The sequence below is a fragment of the Bacillus nitratireducens genome (genome assembly GCF_001884135.1).
GTDB classification, from domain to species: Bacteria; Bacillota; Bacilli; order Bacillales; family Bacillaceae_G; genus Bacillus_A; species Bacillus_A nitratireducens.
The window spans coordinates 127,759-148,012 of record NZ_MAOC01000004.1 but is presented as its reverse complement, the minus strand read 5'-3'; the positions used below and the strand labels follow the sequence as shown (position 1 = coordinate 148,012).

General features: G+C 36.6%; 14 protein-coding genes and 1 tRNA gene. 9 read left to right on the top strand and 6 right to left on the bottom strand.

The window, feature by feature from the left end:
• Window position 1: 1 nt before the first annotated feature.
• Both BAU23_RS01420 and BAU23_RS01415 read left to right on the top strand, forming a co-directional pair.
• Window positions 2–73 (top strand) — tRNA-Glu (locus BAU23_RS01420).
• A gap of 477 nt (window positions 74–550) precedes the next feature.
• Window positions 551–1,495, top strand: coding sequence for an L-lactate dehydrogenase (locus BAU23_RS01415; RefSeq protein ID WP_000715333.1), 945 nt, complete (start codon window positions 551–553; stop codon window positions 1,493–1,495).
• Between the two features lie 328 nt (window positions 1,496–1,823).
• On the opposite strand, the gene BAU23_RS01405 is transcribed toward BAU23_RS01415, so the two are convergent.
• Both BAU23_RS01405 and BAU23_RS01400 read right to left on the bottom strand, forming a co-directional pair.
• On the bottom strand, window positions 1,824–6,047 hold the full coding sequence (locus BAU23_RS01405; RefSeq protein ID WP_071733422.1) for a S8 family serine peptidase: 4,224 nt from the start codon (window positions 6,045–6,047) through the stop codon (window positions 1,824–1,826).
• Window positions 6,048–6,094: 47 nt separating this feature from the next.
• Window positions 6,095–6,700: a CalY family protein gene (locus tag BAU23_RS01400; protein ID WP_000053942.1), complete on the bottom strand. Its 606-nt coding sequence runs from the start codon at window positions 6,698–6,700 to the stop codon at window positions 6,095–6,097.
• A 471-nt stretch (window positions 6,701–7,171) separates the two neighbouring features.
• Here BAU23_RS01400 and glgB point away from each other — a divergent pair, with 471 nt between their 5' ends.
• From glgB to glgP, 5 genes are all read left to right on the top strand, one after another.
• Window positions 7,172–9,109 carry a 1,4-alpha-glucan branching protein GlgB gene (gene glgB, locus BAU23_RS01395; protein WP_000382599.1) on the top strand — a complete coding sequence of 646 codons (1,938 nt, stop codon included), beginning with the start codon at window positions 7,172–7,174 and terminating at the stop codon, window positions 9,107–9,109.
• Entirely contained in the window at window positions 9,057–10,187 is a 1,131-nt protein-coding gene (gene glgC, locus BAU23_RS01390) for a glucose-1-phosphate adenylyltransferase (protein WP_000057600.1), read from the top strand. Before glgB ends, glgC begins: the two co-directional genes overlap by 53 nt.
• A gap of 18 nt (window positions 10,188–10,205) precedes the next feature.
• A complete protein-coding gene (glgD, locus tag BAU23_RS01385; protein ID WP_000504135.1) occupies window positions 10,206–11,240 on the top strand; it encodes a glucose-1-phosphate adenylyltransferase subunit GlgD in 1,035 nt (344 codons plus the stop codon).
• A 137-nt stretch (window positions 11,241–11,377) separates the two neighbouring features.
• Window positions 11,378–12,808 (top strand): glycogen synthase GlgA, encoded by a 1,431-nt coding sequence (gene glgA / locus BAU23_RS01380; protein ID WP_071733426.1) that lies wholly within the window; start codon window positions 11,378–11,380, stop codon window positions 12,806–12,808.
• An 18-nt stretch (window positions 12,809–12,826) separates the two neighbouring features.
• Window positions 12,827–15,235 carry a glycogen phosphorylase gene (gene glgP / locus BAU23_RS01375; RefSeq protein ID WP_000494066.1) on the top strand — a complete coding sequence of 803 codons (2,409 nt, stop codon included), beginning with the start codon at window positions 12,827–12,829 and terminating at the stop codon, window positions 15,233–15,235.
• Window positions 15,236–15,559: 324 nt separating this feature from the next.
• Here glgP and BAU23_RS01370 read toward each other — a convergent pair whose 3' ends face one another.
• Window positions 15,560–16,282, bottom strand: coding sequence for a lipase family protein (locus BAU23_RS01370; protein WP_071733420.1), 723 nt, complete (start codon window positions 16,280–16,282; stop codon window positions 15,560–15,562).
• Between the two features lie 141 nt (window positions 16,283–16,423).
• Between BAU23_RS01370 and BAU23_RS01365 the strand changes: the two genes are divergently transcribed.
• Window positions 16,424–17,194 carry a MerR family transcriptional regulator gene (locus BAU23_RS01365; protein ID WP_000037228.1) on the top strand — a complete coding sequence of 257 codons (771 nt, stop codon included), beginning with the start codon at window positions 16,424–16,426 and terminating at the stop codon, window positions 17,192–17,194.
• A 182-nt stretch (window positions 17,195–17,376) separates the two neighbouring features.
• Here BAU23_RS01365 and BAU23_RS30085 read toward each other — a convergent pair whose 3' ends face one another.
• Together BAU23_RS30085 and BAU23_RS01355 are read right to left on the bottom strand one after the other, a co-directional pair.
• Window positions 17,377–17,526 (bottom strand): hypothetical protein, encoded by a 150-nt coding sequence (locus BAU23_RS30085; protein ID WP_000521653.1) that lies wholly within the window; start codon window positions 17,524–17,526, stop codon window positions 17,377–17,379.
• 415 nt (window positions 17,527–17,941) lie between these two features.
• A complete protein-coding gene (locus tag BAU23_RS01355) occupies window positions 17,942–18,724 on the bottom strand; it encodes a TIGR00266 family protein (RefSeq protein WP_000643602.1) in 783 nt (260 codons plus the stop codon).
• Between the two features lie 327 nt (window positions 18,725–19,051).
• On the opposite strand from BAU23_RS01355, the gene cspD reads away from it, so the two are divergent.
• A complete protein-coding gene (cspD, locus tag BAU23_RS01350) occupies window positions 19,052–19,252 on the top strand; it encodes a cold-shock protein CspD (protein WP_001193052.1) in 201 nt (66 codons plus the stop codon).
• 43 nt (window positions 19,253–19,295) lie between these two features.
• Here the strand turns inward: cspD and BAU23_RS01345 are convergent, their stop codons facing one another.
• Window positions 19,296–20,027, bottom strand: a complete 732-nt coding sequence (locus BAU23_RS01345) for a yteA family sporulation protein (RefSeq protein WP_000957359.1) — start codon at window positions 20,025–20,027, stop codon at window positions 19,296–19,298.
• Window positions 20,028–20,254 lie beyond the last annotated feature (227 nt).

Here is a 20,254-nt window from a genome sequence, read left to right as displayed (position 1 = left end):
TGGCCCGTTGGTCAAGTGGTTAAGACACCGCCCTTTCACGGCGGTAACACGGGTTCGAATCCCGTACGGGTCATACTAAAAGAGATAGCATAATCTGCTATCTCTTTTTTGTTGTGTAAAAGTGGACTTTGGATAGTCTGCTTTTTTTTATGGATTTCTTGTATACTTTTTTCTATTTGAATCGTCTAACTAATAGAAAGGAGAGAGCGATGGAGTGTGAAAAGGTCATCGAATCGTTGATATATTTTGAGTTACGGTAGATATATTCCAAAAATCGTCTATATAATTTCATTTACCGATAAAAACGGAACTATCCACGTTCACAATCTAAACAAAACCCCTAAATTGGTATGGATTCCACACCTAATCCAATAACTTTACACTCTATGTGAAAAAGTTCACAAATAGGTCATAATTTGTGAAGTAATTCACAATAATCCGTGCTACAATATGAATGTAAAGAAGTTAAACAACATTAAATTAGTATTTTAATTAATTACTTAAACAATAATAAAAAAATAGATGTAAACAATTGAAAGGGGAAATTAACATGAAAAAAGGTATCAATCGCGTAGTATTAGTAGGAACAGGAGCTGTAGGTTGTAGTTATGCTTACTCAATGATTAACCAAGGTGTAGCTGAAGAATTCGTATTAGTAGATGTTAATGAAGCAAAAGCAGAAGGAGAAGCAATGGACTTAAGCCATGCGGTACCATTCTCTCCAGCAGCAACAAAAGTTTGGAGCGGTAGCTATGCAGATTGTAAAGATGCAGATCTAGTTGTTATCACTGCTGGATTACCACAAAAGCCGGGCGAAACTCGTTTAGACTTAGTTGAGAAAAATACAAAGATCTTTAAACAAATCGTTCGCGGTATTATGGATAGCGGATTCGATGGAATCTTCTTAATCGCAACTAACCCAGTTGATATTTTAACTTACGTAACTTGGAAAGAGTCTGGTTTACCGAAAGAGCGCGTAATTGGTTCTGGTACTACTTTAGACTCTGCTCGTTTCCGTTACATGTTAGGTGACTACTTAGATGTAGATCCACGTAACGTTCATGCTTACATCGTTGGTGAGCACGGTGACACTGAACTTCCAGTATGGAGCCACGCTACTGTAGGTGTACAAAAACTAGAAACAATCTTAGCGAACAACGAACAATACAACCAAGAAGATTTAGATAAAATCTTTGAAAATGTACGTGATGCAGCTTACCATATCATTGAGCGTAAAGGTGCAACTTACTACGGAATCGGTATGTCACTACTTCGTGTAACTAAAGCAATCTTAAGCAACGAGAACAGCGTGTTAACTGTATCTGCATACCTTGAAGGCCAATATGGTGAGAAAGATGCTTACGTAGGTGTTCCAGCTGTTATTAACCGCGAAGGTGTACGTGAAATCGTAGAACTTGAGTTAAATGAAGAAGAAAAAGTGAAGTTCGCTCATTCTGTAAAAGTATTAAAAGAAACAATGGCACCAGTACTATAATAATTGCTAAATAATTCAGAGGCGGGAAACTGCTTCCTACCTCTGAGTTTTTATATAATTTAATATAAATTCCTTTTCCGGTTTCCCTTGTATATCCCCAATATACCCCTTTTGCTGGATAAGGGTCGTTTATAGAAAAGAGCACTCTATTTTATATAGAGTGCTCTTTATTATCCCGCTATTTGCCGGGCAGTAAGACCCCCACCTCAAAATGCAGCGAAAGCAAAGAAGTTAGGTGGGGGATCAATTGCCCGTAAAAGCCCGATTGGTGAAGGCTAATAATCAGTGGGGGATGAACAAAACCCCCACTGATTAAAGTTTCACTTTATCATTTTTTAGGCGCTAATCCTAATTTCTTTAAAATGTCTGCAAGTGTACCGCTTTTTGATTTTTCAACAGGTGTTTGTGATTTAGATGCATCTGGACCTTTTTTCAAGAAGTTCTTTTCAACGAAACGAATATCTTTTTCGTCGACAATACCATCTTTGTTAAGGTCACCGTCTTTTACAGATACTCCCTTTTTACCATAGTTGCTAGCGATAATTTCAGCATCTTTAATATCAATGACTTTATCTCCATTTACATCACCTGCAAGGTTTTCATCAGGTCGTGCATAATAATATTGGCCAAGCAGCTTACCATCTTTTTCAGTGCCTAATTTCGTTGTTAGGCGGCTTGTTAAATGCCCTGGGACTTCTACGAATAAGTTATAGTCACGTTTATTAACAGGAAGTCCATTTAATTTGAAGTATCCGTATTTATCTAGTGAGCCTTCAAATTTATGACGGTAAGAATCAGTTGCATATACTTTTACGCCAAGTTTCGTATAATCGAACTTTTCATCTAAATATCCACGTTCATTTACGAATGCACCAGGTTTAATATTTCCTTCTACTAGTGAGTTTAAAGACATAACTGAGAATGTTGGATCTTGCAGTACACGCATTCTGTTTGGCTCTGATTCACCTTGTTTCCAGTAAACGAATACTGGTAAATCTAATTGAGCATTTGCTTCATAAAATTCATCATTTTCTACTTTGAAAGTTACATCAATGAATGGGAAATCACCGTCTAATCCAGCGAAGTTTTTATCATCAATAGCTCCGCCTACTGTAACAGAACCTTCTTCTAGTTTTGGTTCATTTACTTTTGCCGTTCCCCCTTTTTCAGAAAGGAGTTTTTCAAAAGCAGGATTCAATTTCGCATTTGCAAATTTGAAGTTCTTCTCTAGGAATTTTACGTTAAATTCTCCAGCAACAAATTGTTTTACGTGTTTAGCATCTAGTGTCACAGTGAATTCATCATTTTTATATAATTCTTTTTTATTATAATTAGCTTTTGCATATTGAGTACCTTGCGGGATAAACCAATAGTTATTTACACCGCTTGGATAGTCAGGGCCTGCAGTTGCATAATCGAAAATATACACGCCTGTGTTCATTGGGCCTTCCGTTCTGAAGGAGTCAGGTGTAATACCAACTTTAAAGTCACCATTTTCAGTAATCGGTAAAAACTTATGCAAGTATGGAGAATAGTCATAGTACATAACTCCGTTAGCCTCTTGCGTAATGTTTAATCCTTTTCCTTTTAAGTAGTCAACGTTTGAATCATATACATTTCCTTTAATCCATAGTGCTTTTTTACCGTCTTCTACTGTGTAGTTTTCTTCATTTAGTTCATAAATACCAGGCTGTAATCCAGTTAATTTCACTTCTGGCGGTGTATTATCAATTACGACATAATCACCTTTCACACGTGCTTTCCCGGCTTTATCATAGCCAACAAATTCAATTGTGTAATCTCCTTCTGGTAAGTCGATTTTCTCATCACCAATTGGTTTTGCAGGATCATTTGTAAAAGGATACACTCTGCCGTTAAAGAATGAATCTAAGTAGTAATACACATCCGTTTTTAGTTCACTCGTGTTTAATGTTCCAATGAAGCCGAGCGCTTTATTTGTTTTTGAGTCTTTCACAATAAGATCTAACGTTTCAAGTTCGCTGTTTAATTGGAATGCCCCGTGAACATATGATTCACGGTATGGATTGAATGTAGATGTATCAGTTGAGATTGTTTTTCTTGATAATAGTGCATTTTCAATACCAGGCTCTGATACACGAATAGAGAACGGAATTTGATACGTTTCTTCTTTATTTTTCGTGTTTGTAATATGAATATATCCTTCATATCGGCCTTGTTTTGCACCAGCTGGAATATTAATTTTTGCCTCAATTTCATCTGATTTACCAGCATCAATCGTAAGTATTTCAGAAGTAGAAACTTTTACACCGTTTGCGGTAGCATCGTTAATAGCAGAAGATGCTGGTGTATAAGAAATTTCTGTTTTAAATTCTTTCTTCTCTTGTTTATTGCGATTTTCAATTTTAATTTTTCGTTTTTGTTCAATAGATTCCCCGTCTTTTTGATAGTACTTTCCGAATGCAATGGATCCAGTTTCTTCTGGTACTTCAATCACTTCATCATTTACAACTGTTTTTGTCGTATCTAACACTTTAAAACTTGTTTCAGTGTGAACAGAGTTATAAGCATCTACTCGTCCAGCTCCCACTTCATATACGGAATACTTTTCTTTTAAATCATCAGCTGTGTTCATAAGAGATGCCTTTACATCGAATGGAGAGTATTCTGGGTGTTCTTGCAAAATAAGAGCAGCAACGCCAGCGATATGTGGAGACGCCATGGATGTTCCTTGCATACGCTCATAGGAAACATCATAGTTTTCACCCTCTTGTGGGTCGTTAATATATTCAGGTACTGTTGAAAGTACCGCAACACCAGGCGCTGTAATATCAGGTTTAATATCATCATTCGATGTAACAGGGCCACGTGAGCTAAAGTCTGCAAGGTGATCACCTTCTGTTTGAATGTAATTGATTTCATCGAAAGTTAAGGATGTGCTGCCTTGTTCAATTTGAGCTTTTAGTTTTTCGCCATCTTCTTTCGTTAGGCGGAAGGCTGGAATGTATTTTGTGCTTTCACCAATGTAGAAAGGAATTTCTCCGTCCACATTGTTATAAATAATAACGGCTTTTGCACCAGCTTGTTTCGCATTAGCGATTTTTTCATCAAATGAGAGTGTACCACGTGCAACGAGTGCGATTTTTCCTTTTACATCCTTTTTACTAAACTCGTCAGGAGTACCGATTCCTACAGATTCAATAGGGAGAGATTGTCCTTTGAAATCTTCTATTTTATCAGTGAAGTTTTTGCCGAATAAAATTAGGTTAGGGAATTGTAATTGTCCAGCATGACCTGATAGTTTCGGTAAGGAAATAGAGCTATCGCTTGCCCCAACTGTAATAGCAAATGGAGAAGCACCTGGTGATCCGAGTGTCGCTGGATTTGGACCAGAGTTACCAGCAGCAACGACTGTAACAACACCGGAAAGCATTGCGTTATTAACAGCGATAGATGTTGGATCAAGCGGATTGTTACTATCGTCACCTAACGATAAGTTAATGACATTCATACCGTCAGAAATAGATTTATCGATTGCAGCAATAATACCAGAACTATCTCCGCTTCCATAAGGACCGAGTACGCGATAGTTATACAGTTCAATGTCAGGTGCAACACCTTTTACTGCTGAATCTGATTTAGTTTTCTTTTGAGCAGAAACGATACCTGCTACGTGAGTACCGTGTGCTGTGTAGAAGGAAGAACCACGATTATCAAATTCAGGAGCGCCAGATTGTTGCCACTCTGTATAAGTTGTTTCCATCGGATCTGCATCGTTATTAATAAAGTCCCAACCTTTTACAGAGTTTGGGTCTACCTTACTAGAATCTTCACCCGGTTTTGCGCGATAGCCTTTATACACATCTTTTAAGTCAGGGTGATTGTAATCAATACCTGTATCTAATACTCCGACTTTAATTCCTTTTCCGGTAATGCCCTCGCTATGTAACTTATCTACCCCAATTTGCGGAATGCTATCAGTTAGTTTTTGAGGTGCTTTTTGCTCAGCTTGTTTCGGTAAATTTAATTTTACTTCGTAATCTTTCCAAATACGTTTTACGACGCCAATTCGCAACAGTTCTTCAACTGTATTAGCTGGTAATGTCATCGCCACGCCGTTCATCGCATGTTTATAAGAGCGTTTAATTTGTACAGACTGGAAATTTCCTGATTTCACTGATGGGCTGAATTGGTGAAGGCGTTTTAATCCTTCTTGGAATTCTTCATGCTCTTGATCAATACGTGCCTTTATATTTTCAGGAGCAGCCTGCAATCCTTTTGCTTTTTGTTCCAATTCATTAATTTTTACTGGTGCAGTTTGAAACTCTACAATGATATTTACTGGTTCAGAACTACTTGTATTAATATCTGGTGAAATAGTAAAGCCAGGATTGGCATCCAATGTTTGTAATGCCAGGCGCTCTCCTTTGGAAAGTTTTGATAGTAAAGAATGAGCATTTGATAAGTCAATTTGGTTAATAGGGCTTTCAGCAAGAACATTGAAAGGAAGAGCTGTTGAAAATAGAACGCCAGCCGTTACAATTCCCGTAACAAAACGATTTTTCTTTTTCATGTATAAGCCTCCGATAATTTGTATTTTTTAATAGAGAAAAAATAAGATTATTTCTCTTCACCTTTTGTTTGTTCTGCATTGAATGTCCAGTTTAGTTGTAAAGAATCACCTTGAAACTTATTTTGATCTTGGTCATTATCTTCAAATGAGAATAGAACGTGTAAGTAATCCGTTTCATCAGATTTAATACCATCTATTAAGTTATGACGTTCTAGAGAAGTAGCTACATCCTCAGGCTTCATAGTTTTTAGTTCTGATAGTTTTGTTTCCCATAAAACCTCGTGATCATCATTTGGATTAGATGGCTTACCATCGTTAACTAGAAACTTTACGACGATATGTTCACCTAAATCTTCACCAGCATTGTTTTGCTTTGCATCTGTAACTTCATAGGATGTTTCGAGTGATACTTTTGCAATATCCAATGTTCCTTTGTTTTCAAGCTTGAAATTTCTTTCAATAAAATCACCAGGCTTTAAATCTTTCACATCAACGATTACACTTGGATTAAGAGAAAGGTCTAGTGTTCCAGCTTGAAATGAATTATTCGATGTTTCAGAATCACTGAAATAGGCGAATACACCACCGAATGTAAGGGATAAGCCAAGTGTGGCTGTGACAACTCCCATTCCTACTTTTTGTTTTAATGACATAAGAAAGCCCCCTAGTTTAAATTTTCATCAAACGTTCGCATGGAATATGAATAGAGTAAACATAGCATTTCAGTATGAATTATATTGGCGAAGGATTGATGTTCTTTATTGAGAACAAGTATATGCTTATGAATTTTCCATTTCAAGAAAATTGTGACAAAAAGATGTTGAGAAACATTTTTTATGACAGATTATTTTGTTACGATTTTAAGTGATAAATAGCGAGTAAAATAGGATAAATCTAATGAAATAAAGGTTGAGAAATAAATAATAGGATGAAAGACTAGTAGGGAATGAAGCGTTTGCAATGAATATTCGTCAAAATTCGATATTTTACACAGTAAATTTGAATATTTTAAGCGAAATTAAAGAAAAAAACGAATATTTTTTAAAAAATAACAAGGATATTTCAGTTTTTCGCAGAAATGATAAAGAGTAAAAAAATTCTGTCATCTTAGTGAGGTGAACATATTGGATGTAATAAATTGTGAAGAAGTGAAACGAGATGAGTTTCATACAGAAAAGTACTATGACAGTTATAACATCTTTGGGGCACATATTGTGACGGAAGATGGGATGCGAGGTGTACGATTTACAGTATGGGCTCCTCATGCGAAAGCAATGAGTGTTGTTGGAGATTTTAATGAATGGGATTATGAGCAACATAAGATGCTACAAGTGACAGAAGAGGGGATTTGGTCCTTGTTTGTACCGCATATTGCAGAGAATGAGATATACAAGTATGCGATTGAAACGATGGACGGTTCCGTTATTTTAAAAGCAGATCCTTACGCAGTATATGCAGAAGTAAGACCAAATACGGCATCTGTAGTTTTTGATATAGAGGGATATGAATGGAATGATAAAAACTGGATTCGTAAGAGAAAGAAAAAATCGATTTATAAAGAAGCGATGACAGTTTATGAATTACATTTCGGTTCTTGGAAAAAGAAAGAAGATGGCGCTCTGTATTCTTACAGAGAAATGGCCGAGGAGCTCATTCCGTATGTGGTGGAACATCAATTTACACATATTGAAATTATGCCGCTTGTTGAGCATCCATATGATCGTTCTTGGGGATATCAAGGAACAGGGTATTATGCAGCAACAAGTAGATTCGGCACGCCACATGATTTGATGTATTTTGTCGATGAATGTCATAAATATGGAATCGGTGTCATTTTAGATTGGGTGCCGGGGCATTTTTGTAAAGATGCTCACGGTTTATATTTGTTTGATGGGACACCGACTTATGAATATAAAGATATAGATGTACAAGAAAACCTGATATGGGGAACTGTTAATTTTGATTTAGGGAAGAGAGAAGTACGTAATTTCTTAATTTCAAATGCATTATTTTGGATGAGGTATTTCCATATTGATGGTTTCAGGGTAGATGCAGTTGCGAATATGCTGTACTGGAATAAAGAAGGAAAAGAGCAAAGTAATGAACACGCTGTTTCTTTCTTAAGAGAGTTAAATGAAGCTGTGTTTGCAGAAGATGAAGAGTTTCTTATGACAGCAGAAGATTCAACAGCTTGGCCGCTTGTAACAGCTCCAACGTATGAGGGTGGACTTGGATTCAATTATAAATGGAATATGGGTTGGATGAATGACGTGCTGAAATATATGGAATGTGCACCAGAGTACCGGAAATACATTCATGAGAAAATGACATTCTCTTTACTATATGCTCACTCTGAAAACTTCATATTGCCACTTTCTCATGATGAAGTCGTTCATGGGAAAAAGTCGTTATTAAATAAAATGCCAGGAGAGTACTGGGATAAGTTCGCCCAACTTCGTTTATTATATGGATATTTCTTTACTCATCCAGGTAAGAAATTACTCTTTATGGGTGGAGAATTTGGCCAATTTGATGAGTGGAAAGATCTTGAAGATTTAGATTGGAATTTACATGATTTTGAAATGCATCGTAATATGCATGATTACTTTAAAGAGCTCATAGCATTGTATAAGCGTTCAAAACCACTTTGGCAGTTAGATCACTCGCCTGAAGGGTTTCAGTGGATTGATGCTAATAATAATGAGCAAAGTATTTTCTCGTTTATTCGCCAAGGGGATAAGCAAGAAGATGCGTTAGTTGTCGTATGTAATTTTACGAAAGCTACATATGAAAACTATAAAGTAGGTGTACCAGATTTCGAGTATTATAACGAAATTTTAAACAGTGATGCTGAGCAATATGGCGGATCGGGGCAAGTGAATAAGAAACGTCTCAAGGCAGTTCTAGAACCGTATCATAATCAAGCGGCACATGTAGAAATTACAATTCCACCATTTGGCGTATCCATATTACGACCAGTGAAGACGAGAAAGGGGAGCAAAAAACAAGATGGCTCAAAAACAAAAGTGCGTAGCAATGTTACTAGCAGGGGGAAAAGGTAGTCGTTTAAGTGCATTAACAAAAAATTTAGCTAAGCCAGCTGTTCCATTTGGTGGTAAATATCGCATTATTGATTTTACGTTAAGTAACTGCGCAAACTCCGGTATTGAAACGGTGGGGATTTTAACACAATATCAACCGCTAGAACTTCATAATTATATTGGAATCGGAAATGCTTGGGATCTTGATCGTGTAAACGGTGGAGTCACTGTGTTACCTCCCTATGCGGAGTCTTCAGGGGTGAAGTGGTATACAGGTACGGCAAGTGCTATTTATCAAAACTTAAACTATTTAAGTCAGTACGAACCAGAATATGTCCTTATTTTATCAGGCGATCATATTTATAAAATGGATTACAGTAAAATGCTAGATTACCATATTGAGAAAGAAGCAGATGTTTCAATTTCTGTTATTGAAGTGCCTTGGGATGAAGCAAGTCGCTTTGGCATCATGAATACAAATGAAGAGATGGAAGTTGTTGAATTTGAGGAGAAACCGCAATTTCCAAGAAGTAACCTTGCATCAATGGGAATTTATATTTTTAACTGGGCTATTTTAAAAGAATATTTAGAGATGGATGCAAGAAATCCTGAATCTAGTAATGACTTCGGAAAAGATGTACTTCCACTTCTATTAGATGAAGGGAAGAAGTTGATGGCGTATCCGTTTGAAGGATATTGGAAAGATGTTGGAACGGTGAAAAGCTTATGGGAAGCGAATATGGATTTACTTCGTGATGAAACATCGTTGAACTTGAACGATCGTAATTGGCGCATTTATTCTGTGAATCCAAACGAGCCGCCTCAATATATTGCAGAACAGGCAAAAGTAGAAGAATCACTTATTAATGAAGGATGCGTCATTGAAGGGGACGTGAAGCATTCTGTTTTATTCCAAGGAGTAACGGTAGAAGAAGGTAGTATGGTAATCGATTCTGTCGTTATGCCTGGGGCAAAGATTGGTAAAAACGTTGTGATTGAAAGAGCGATTGTTGGATCAGAAATGGTTATTGAAGATGGGACAATAATTCGCCCAGAAAAAAATGTTGACGATGTAGTACTAATTGCTGAAGGAAAATAGAAAAGGGGGATGAAATGAATGGGAGAAAAAATGTTAGGAATTATTAATGCAACGGGAAGTTTTCCTTCCTTAAAGAAAGTAACAGGGCATCGTTCATTAGCGGCGTTACCGTTTGGAGGCCGTTACCGACTCATTGATTTCATGCTTTCAAATATGGTGAATTCTAATATTCATAGCGTGGCGGTTTTTACAAGTCATAAAAATCGTTCTTTAATGGATCATGTCGGTTCAGGAAAACAGTGGGATTTAGATAGAAAGCGTGATGGCCTGTTTTTATTCCCACCGAATTGCCAATGTGATCATGACGAATTTGGATCTTTTGCACATTTTAGAAGACATATTGATTATTTTCTAAGAAGCAGAGAAGAGTATGTTGTTATTACGAATAGCCATCTTGTAACAGCGTTAAATTTTCAAGCGGTGCTAAAGCGACATATACATACGTCTGCAGATATTACTGAAGTTTGTCATGAAGGGGTTTCGCTTCAAACATATGTGTTAAAGAAACAATTATTGCTAGATTTATTTGAGACATATAAAGATGTGGAGCAATATAGTTTATTTGATGTAGTGAGAGAAAAGCGCGGAAAATCACTGCATATTGCTACGTATGAGCATACAGGATATGTAGCAATTATTGATTCGATTGAAAGTTACTATAAACATAGCTTAGAAATTTTGCAGCCTTCTATTTGGAAGCAATTATTTAAGAAAGAAGCACCGATCTTTACGAAAGTAAAAGATGAACCACCAACTCGTTACCTGAAGGGTGCAGCCGTGAAAAATACAATGATTGCAAACGGCAGTATTATTGAAGGAGAAGTAGAAAATAGTGTTATCTCCCGTTCTGTTAAAATTGGAAAAGGTTCAATTGTTCGTAATAGCATTATTATGCAAAAGAGTAAAATTGGAGATAATTGTATAATAGACGGTGTTATTATTGATAAAGACGTGAAACTTGGCGACGGCGTAGTGTTAAAAGGAAGTGCTGATGAGCCATATGTTGTAGAAAAAGGTAGTGTACAAAATAGTACAATCAATAGTTATTCGTAAATAGCAGGTACATAATTAGTGGGGGATTTAGAAAACCCCCACTAATTATGGTTTTACTCTACATGAAAACTCGAAGGGAGGAAGCTGTAAGAAGAGCGATTTGTGATGTATACGCTTTTCGTGCAGTGGAACAACAGGTGAATATTTTATTTGCAGTATCAGAATGTGTACCGTTTATTAAATCCGGAGGTCTAGCTGATGTAGCAGGAGCGCTCCCAAAAGAATTAAAAAAATTAGGAGTGAATGTTCGCATTATACTTCCGAACTACAGTCTTATCCCGAAAGAGCTAAGAGAAGGATGTACGCTTCATAAAGTAATTAACGTTCCTCTTGGATGGAGAAACCAATATTGCGGGATTTTAAAAGGTGAGCAGGATGGGATTACGTATTACTTAATAGATAATGAATATTATTTTAAGAGAGATTCTCTATATGGTCATTATGATGATGGGGAGCGTTTTTCTTATTTTTCAAAAGCAGTTTTAGAGTGTATTCCGCATCTTGATTTCGAAGTAGATGTTCTTCATAGCCATGATTGGCACACAGCTATGGTTAATTTCTTGCTTCGTGAAAAGTATCAAGATAACCCGTTATATGAGCATATTAAAACAGTATATACGATTCATAACTTGCAGTTCCAAGGTGTATTTCCTCCTGAAGTGATGTACGACTTACTGGAGCTTGGTCATGAATATTTTCATAGTGAACAGCTTGAGTTTTATGGAAACGTGAACTTTATGAAAGGCGGTATTATCGCATCTGACCAAATTACAGCGGTTAGCCCGACATATAAAGAAGAGATTCAATATGAGTTTTTCGGTGAGAAGTTAGATGGATTGTTACGAAAGAATAACAATAAGCTTAGTGGCATTGTAAATGGAATTGATACGAGCGTATATAATCCAGAAACAGATTCGTATATTACTGCTCAGTATAGTGCAGAGTCATTAGATGGAAAGAATGAAAATAAACGTGCATTGCAGCGTTATTTTGGTTTGCCAGAAAAAGAAGATACGCCAGTTATTTCGATGGTAACACGATTAACGAAGCAAAAGGGGCTTGATCTAGTACGTACTGTATTCCGTGAAATAATGGAAGAAGATGTACAATGTATTATTTTGGGATCAGGCGATTCTGAATACGAGCAGTTCTTTGAATGGATGGCATACGAGTATCCAGAAAAGGTAAAAGTATATATCGGATTTAATGAAGAGTTAGCGCATCAAGTATATGCGGGAAGCGATTTGTTTTTAATGCCATCGCTGTTTGAACCGTGTGGCCTTGGACAACTTATTGCACTAGCATATGGTACGATTCCAATTGTAAGAGAAACAGGCGGATTAAATGATACTGTACATTCTTACGATGAAGAAACTGGAATTGGAAATGGCTTTAGCTTTACGAACTTTAATGCACATGACATGTTACATACAGTTCTTCGTGCAATTGAGTTTTATCAAGATAAACCGGTATGGGATAGGCTTGTAAAGCAAGCGATGACTGAAGATTATAGCTGGGGGAAATCGGCTCTTGCGTACAAGAAATTGTATAAAGGTCTCATGGAATAACATTGAGGTGGTGAATAAATGTTTACTCATGTTGAAAGTTTCAAATCCGCTTTTCTAGAAAAATTAGAAACGATGTATGGGAAAAGTTTCAAAGATTCTACAACTCGTGATCAGTATAATACGCTTGGTCATATGGTACGTGAGTATATGAATAGTCAATGGATTGCAACGAATGAAAGTTATCGGTCTGGAGACCAAAAGCAAATGTATTACTTATCCATTGAATTTTTACTCGGGCGTTTGCTTGGAAGCAACATATTAAACTTAGGTATCAGGGATGTATGTGAAAAGGGGCTTTCTGAACTTGGAATTTCTTTGCACGAGTTAGAAGAAGTTGAAGCAGATGCAGGACTTGGAAATGGTGGGCTTGGACGATTAGCAGCCTGTTTCCTCGACTCGCTTGCTTCTTTAAACTTACCAGGACATGGCTGTGGTATTCGTTATAAGCATGGCCTGTTTGATCAAAAAATTGTTGATGGCTATCAAGTAGAATTTCCAGAACAGTGGCTTCTTCATGAAAATGTTTGGGAAGTAAGAAGGTATGATCAAGCTGTAGAAGTAAGTTATTTCGGAAGCGTTGAACCGCTAGAAATTGATGGGCGTTTAGAGTTCAGGCATACAAATGCAGAAGTTATTATGGCAGTACCATACGATGTACCAGTTATAGGGTATGAAACAAGTACTGTAAACACGCTCAGACTTTGGAATGCGGAGCCAGTTCCATTCCCGCAAAATTGTAAAGATATTTTGAAATATAAGCGTGAAACAGAGGCTGTATCGGAGTTTTTATATCCAGATGATACGCATGATGAGGGGAAAATACTTCGTTTGAAACAACAATATTTCCTCGTATCAGCAAGTTTGCAAAATATCGTTCGTATGCACAGGGAGAGACACGGTAGTCTTCGTCAGTTACATGAAAAAATCGCGATTCATATAAACGATACACATCCGGTTCTAGCAATTCCAGAACTTATGCGTATTTTATTAGACGAAGAAAAATTGACATGGGAAGAAGCTTGGCACATAACAACGCAGACGATTTCCTATACGAATCATACGACGTTATCAGAAGCGCTTGAGAAATGGCCAATTCACATTTTTAAACCGTTATTACCGAGAATTTATATGATTATTGAAGAAATTAATGAACGTTTCTGTCATGAGCTTTGGGACCGTTATACGTACGATTGGAAGCGTATTGAGGACATGGCCATTATTGCGCATGACCTTGTGAAAATGGCTCATTTAGCGATTGTCGGTAGCCATAGCGTTAATGGTGTAGCGAAAATCCACACAGAAATTTTAAAGCAGCGTGAAATGAGATTGTTCTATGAATTTTATCCAGATAAGTTTAATAATAAAACGAATGGAATTGCTCATAGGCGCTGGCTAATGAAGGCGAATCCGCAGCTGACGAATCTTATTTCGGAAGCGATTGGAACAGAGTGGAAGAAAGAACCGATTAAGCTTCAAGCTCTGCAAACATTTCAACACGATGTTAGTTTCCAAGAAATGCTTGCAGGGGTAAAACAAGAGCGTAAGATTATTTTAGCGGAGCGCATTCATAATAAAATGGGGATCACGATTGATCCAAATTCTATTTTTGATGTGCAAGTGAAAAGACTACATGCCTATAAACGACAATTATTAAATGTTCTTCATATTTTATACTTGTATAACCGTTTAAAAGAGGATACTAGTTTTTCATTTTACCCGCGTACTTTTATTTTTGGAGCGAAAGCATCACCTGGCTATTATTATGCGAAGAAAATTATTAAATTAATAAATGAGCTTGCAAGAAAAGTAAATAATGATCCGTACGTAAGTCAGTTTATGAAAGTTATCTTTCTAGAAAACTACCGAGTTTCTTTAGCTGAAGATATATTCCCGGCGGCAGATGTAAGTGAACAAATTTCAACTGCGAGTAAAGAAGCATCGGGAACAGGTAACATGAAATTCATGATGAATGGTGCAATCACACTCGGAACGTTAGATGGGGCTAATATTGAAATAAAAGACAGGGTCGGTGATGATGCCTGCTTCATTTTTGGCTTAACGGCAGATGAGGTTCTTCATTACTATCAAAATGGTGGATATCGTGCAAGTGATTATTATCACCATAATATGCATATTAAAAAAGTAGTAGATCAGTTAACGAATGGTTTCTTTGCACAGTCGGGAGCTGAATTTGAAGCGATTTATGATTCTCTCGTTATTCAAAACGATGAATACTTCGTTCTTCGGGATTTTAGCCCATATGCTGAAAGACAAGAAGCTGTCGGAAGGGCCTATGAAAATAGGCAGAAATGGCTGGAAATGTCGATTTTGAACATTGCACAATCTGGGCATTTTGCGAGTGATCGAACAATTTTGCAGTACAGTAATGAAATTTGGGGAATTGGTAATACTGTTAAACTGTTTTAGATAAAAGCCCCTTTTGAAGGGGCTTTTATTTATTCACCTTTAAATCAGGAATACGATTGCTTAGAAAAATAAAACGAGCTTAATGAGATTAAGCTCGTTTTACTTATTTTGCTTAAGAAAGAAATGGGATAGTGGTATATATTATACCTGTTCCACCATATTCCCCTGTCGCAAAGTATGAAAATGTAAAGAAACCTGTAAACGAAAAAATTATTATAAGAAAAAGTGCAAAGAAAAATTTTAGCATGTAAGGTCCCCTCATCCGAAAGTCATTTCATAGATTTATTATAGTATATAAATATTCAATTTCCAATTGTTTACTGGTTAAAAATGAGAAGTCAGACATGTTTTGTATGTTGTAATGGAATGATTATTTATAATGGATTTTGTATTTTTCGTAAATGTCATGTTGTGATGAACGTGTGCATATTCCCAATCACGATCATTAAAATTTATGTTTCGGGGAGGGAGAAGTGGAACGACATCGAATAAGTTGACGAAACGAAAGCTACTAGCTACTTGCAGTTTATAATAATTTCGAAAGGCGATATCTCCAACTTTTGGAGAGGCAAATGTATAAAGACCGTACTGTGAGAAGGCAGTATTTATACGTGCATCTAGTATGTGTAATGTAGCGAGTGCCCCTCCTAAGCTATGACCTGTTGCAAGAAGTTTCTTATGGGCTGGCAATGATACGAGCATATCCATAATAGAATCTCGGCAAGATTCATAAATAGAAAGGAAGCCGTTATGGACATTTCCACTATTTAAAGCATATGGGTATGGTCTTTGGTTGACGAGTGAATCGATAATCCAGTCTGTATCTGTTTGTGTACCCCTAAAAGCTACAATAATCGTATCTTCAGATTCTAATATGAACCCAAACCATTCCATCGTTTGAATCGCTGTCCCTTGAAAGCCTTGTACATATTGGAATCCATCAGGTATTTCAAAAATCCCATTTTGTTTATATTGTTCATACGTTAGATCGCAGCAAGATGCTAATAATATGGCAGTATCTTTATCAAAGGATAAAGGAGTACGCATCAAGAAAGCCCTCCTTAAGAAAAGGTATAGTTCAATATATGCAGTGAGGAACTTGATTCATTCTTTTTGAAAAAAGGCTTGAACCTACAGTTACGTGAGGGAGTATGATTTTTGTAAACATATTGTTAGGAGGAGTGTAGGATGAGCAAAAAGGAAGGCTATTCAATTGGTGAGTTTTCAAAGAGAACAGGCACATCAATACGGACACTACAATATTACGATGAAATTGGATTGCTTAAACCTGAAAAAAATATAAGTTCAGGACACCGTGTATATAAAGATAAAGATATATTAGCGCTCCAAAAAATAGTGAGTCTTAAAGTATTAGGATATAGTTTAGAAGAAATTCGTGGCATGCTCAATGTGAAAAGTTTGAATATAAGCTTAAAAGAAACATTACAAAATCAAAGGGTAGCTTTTGAAGAAAAGAAAAAACAACTTGAAGTTTCGATAAAGGCGATTGAACGAACAATGGTATGCCTTAAGGAAGATGAAGAGGTAGATAGTAACATATTAATGAGCTTAATTAATAGTATCCAAAAAGAAAACGAACAACGTTTATGGCTTGAAGAATATGTATCAAAAGAAGTGGCTGATGGATTATATAATAAGCCGGAAGAAGAGGGCATAGCACTTGATAAAGAGTTTGTTCGTTTAGCAAAAGAAGTGAAAAGGTTATTTGGAAGACAAATTGAGGATTCAGAAGTGCAAAAATTGGTTGATGAACATATGAAAGCGACTCTTAAGTATGTCGGCGAAGAGACAATGTATTCTCTAGGTAAATTAGAGAATGTAGAAGAACAATATAATAATGTGATGCCCTCTCCTTATACAGAGGAAGAAGAGTTATGGCTTAATGAAGCGATGGAATGTTATATGGTTAAAAATGGTTTGTATAGTCCACCTAAATAAAAAATCGATTTCAATCTCAAGGAATCGACTTTTTTATTTATATTTAATGAACTAACGCATGCGTTAGTTCATTAAATAAGAGGTTTGAAAAATAGCCTGTATATATTTGAACGATGAATAACTTACCTATTTTCTTGTATTTGTTTGCACCATATACAGAAAATTAGGGAAAACGTAACATGTTATTTATCAGTTTGTTTTTGCTTCTTTTTCAAATATTCCGCACGCAATTTTTCAAGTTGCTGCTTTTTATCAAATTTGGCAGGCGTCTGTTTTTCATGAAACTTTGCCACAGCTACCTGACTTTTGTAATCCAATTGATATTTTCCCACTTTGTTCACCTACTTTTCTTGTCTTTAAAGAGAATCTATTCAACCAATATAATATACCTTATTTTACTGAAGTAAACCTTATTAATTTTTTACTTATATCTATTGTAATCCAAATATTACCTTATTAAACTAACCTGCCCCGTAGGCTTAAGGCAGATTTTATCTAAATAATGCGGGGTGAACCAAAATGGAGAAAAAACGAGGACAGCATTATGTCTGGAGATATTATCTAACATCATGGACTGATGATTCGGAAAATTCATTTCGGAATTCTTCACCTAGTATGTGTAACTTCTCAACCAACTTGTTGTTGTTTGTAGGCGAAAATTAAAACACCCTTTCATGTAGTATGAAAGAGTGTTTTAATTTTATTCATTCTCTTAAGTTGATGGCTATGGCCCCAGAAGGACACTATTTATTCTTTCCCATCTAAAAGGCGACCAAGTCCGCCTAAAACGCTGCCTTCACCGCTGCTTTGAGCTGCTGGACTTGTAAGGCGCGCTGCTAAGCGACTAAGTGTTAAAGACTGAATCCAAACAGTTCCAGGACCTTCTAACGTTGCAAAGAATAAACCTTCGCCGCCAAATAGGGCTGTTTTTACTTTTCCAACGAATTCAACATCATAGTTAACGTCTTTTGTCATTGCAACGAGACAACCTGTATCAATGCGAAGTTTTTCACCAGGTTTCAATTCACGTTTATATACAGTTCCACCTGCGTGCATGAAAGCAAGTCCGTCACCTTCAAGTTTCTGCATGATGAAACCTTCACCACCGAAGAAACCAGTTCCAATTTTCTTTGTAAACTCGATTCCGATAGAAACACCTTTTGCGGCACAAAGAAATGCGTCTTTTTGACAAACGACTTTTCCTTGATACTCTGTTAAATCAACAGGAATAATTTTTCCTGGATACGGAGCGGCGAATGATACGTGGCGTTTGCCATGACCTGTATTTGTAAATACAGTCATAAACATGCTTTCACCTGTAACGAGACGTTTACCAGCGCCCATTAATTTTCCAAATAAGCCGCCAGATGGTCCTGAAGCATCGCCGAAGATTGTTTCCATTTCAATATGATCTTCCATCATCATCATTGCGCCAGCTTCAGCGATAACGCTTTCTTCTGGGTCCAATTCAATTTCAACGAACTGCATATCATCGCCATATAATTTATATTCGATTTCATGTGCCTTCATTTTCTTCACCTCAATGTAATAGATAATCATATTGTACAGAATTTAAAGAGATTAGAAAACTACAGTTTTGTTAATTTTCAAATAAAAGTAAAATAGAATAGGAATTTATGGTTATACTAGGATTATAAAAAACGCTGGAGTGAAAGTGTTCTCATTTGACGTTTTGGATTGAGCGTGATATAGTGAAGTCACTATTGAGCTACATAATGTGGTACGGAAATAAAGCACGTTGAATTAAAGGCTGTAAGCTTGTTATACATTCATGTCCTTTATATCCACCTTTTCATGTGGATTCATAGTTTCATTTTTATTTAGGAGGTACATGACATGCAAACAGGTAAAGTTAAATGGTTTAACGGCGAAAAAGGTTTCGGTTTCATCGAAGTTGAAGGCGGAGAAGACGTATTCGTACATTTCTCAGCTATTCAAGGCGACGGATTCAAAACTTTAGAAGAAGGTCAAGAAGTTTCTTTCGAAATCGTTGAAGGCAACCGCGGACCACAAGCAGCTAACGTTACAAAAAACTAATTAGCTAACGATAAAAAGCATTCCGAATTTCGGAATGCTTTTTTTATTCTTTGGAGCTAGATTCATTTGAAGATAATTCACCTTTAAAAGTACGTTCTTCAAAGTCATCAAGCATTTGCTCATATTCTTCATGTTCCTCTGTAGCGAAAACTTGTGGGTTTTTGCCATACATATCCGTACCAATAAAGTTTTCAAAATCCTCAACGAAGCCTACATTCTCTTCACTATTTACGTACATGCCATTATAGTTTTTTGAATCTTGTCTTTCTAAATCAGATGGAGTTTCAGACGTTCCGTAATTTGCGACGTCTTGCCATGCATCTTCAGCATCGTACTCTACAGAATGATCTTCGTCGTGCTTATGAAACGAAGGAGCCAACACCTCTTCTTCAACTGGTCGGGTGTTCATATCCAATTTATTTGTAGTGTGCTGTATACACGTTGTAGCAGTCGGCATTGCTTCTAATCTTTCGAACGGAATTTCCTCACCAGACACTTCGCAAATACCGTACGTACCAGCCTCAATTTTTTGTAGGGCATGTTTCGTATCTTCTAGTTGTTTATGCCAAAATTCGATGAGACCGAAATCTTTCTCACGTTCGTACAATTCTGTAGCCATATCACCTGGATGGTTGTCATAGCTAGACAATTCTCCTACTGAATCACGTTCAGAAGCACGATCTGTATTCTCATGAGTTTGTATTGTTTGTTCAACTTCTTGCTGTTGTTTTTCTAAAATAGATTTAAATTGATTTATTTGTTGTGGAGTTAACATAGTCGTCCACCTTCCTACAATTCAGTTTCTTTACATAGTATGAGCGTTGGAGGTGGGAATTATGAGATGAATTTCAGCTTAGAAGTTGGTATATAAAAAAAGGAGCTGCGTAAGCAGCTCCTTTCTATCCAGCTATTTGCTGGGCAGTAAAACTCCCACCTTAAAATTTGGCTGGAGCAAAGAAGTTAGGTGGGAGCCCTGCTGCCCGTAAACGCCCGATTGGTGAA

What these genes read in the sequence shown, in the direction of transcription:
- BAU23_RS01415 (WP_000715333.1), top strand. Translation starts at nt 551, where the DNA reads ATGAAAAAAGGTATCAATCGCGTAGTATTAGTAGGAACAGGAGCTGTA.
- BAU23_RS01405 (WP_071733422.1), bottom strand. Translation starts at nt 6,047, where the DNA reads ATGAAAAAGAAAAATCGTTTTGTTACGGGAATTGTAACGGCTGGCGTT.
- BAU23_RS01400 (WP_000053942.1), bottom strand. Translation starts at nt 6,700, where the DNA reads ATGTCATTAAAACAAAAAGTAGGAATGGGAGTTGTCACAGCCACACTT.
- glgC (WP_000057600.1), top strand. Translation starts at nt 9,057, where the DNA reads ATGGCTCAAAAACAAAAGTGCGTAGCAATGTTACTAGCAGGGGGAAAA.
- glgD (WP_000504135.1), top strand. Translation starts at nt 10,206, where the DNA reads ATGGGAGAAAAAATGTTAGGAATTATTAATGCAACGGGAAGTTTTCCT.
- glgP (WP_000494066.1), top strand. Translation starts at nt 12,827, where the DNA reads ATGTTTACTCATGTTGAAAGTTTCAAATCCGCTTTTCTAGAAAAATTA.
- BAU23_RS01370 (WP_071733420.1), bottom strand. Translation starts at nt 16,282, where the DNA reads ATGCGTACTCCTTTATCCTTTGATAAAGATACTGCCATATTATTAGCA.
- BAU23_RS01365 (WP_000037228.1), top strand. Translation starts at nt 16,424, where the DNA reads ATGAGCAAAAAGGAAGGCTATTCAATTGGTGAGTTTTCAAAGAGAACA.
- BAU23_RS01355 (WP_000643602.1), bottom strand. Translation starts at nt 18,724, where the DNA reads ATGAAGGCACATGAAATCGAATATAAATTATATGGCGATGATATGCAG.
- cspD (WP_001193052.1), top strand. Translation starts at nt 19,052, where the DNA reads ATGCAAACAGGTAAAGTTAAATGGTTTAACGGCGAAAAAGGTTTCGGT.
- BAU23_RS01345 (WP_000957359.1), bottom strand. Translation starts at nt 20,027, where the DNA reads ATGTTAACTCCACAACAAATAAATCAATTTAAATCTATTTTAGAAAAA.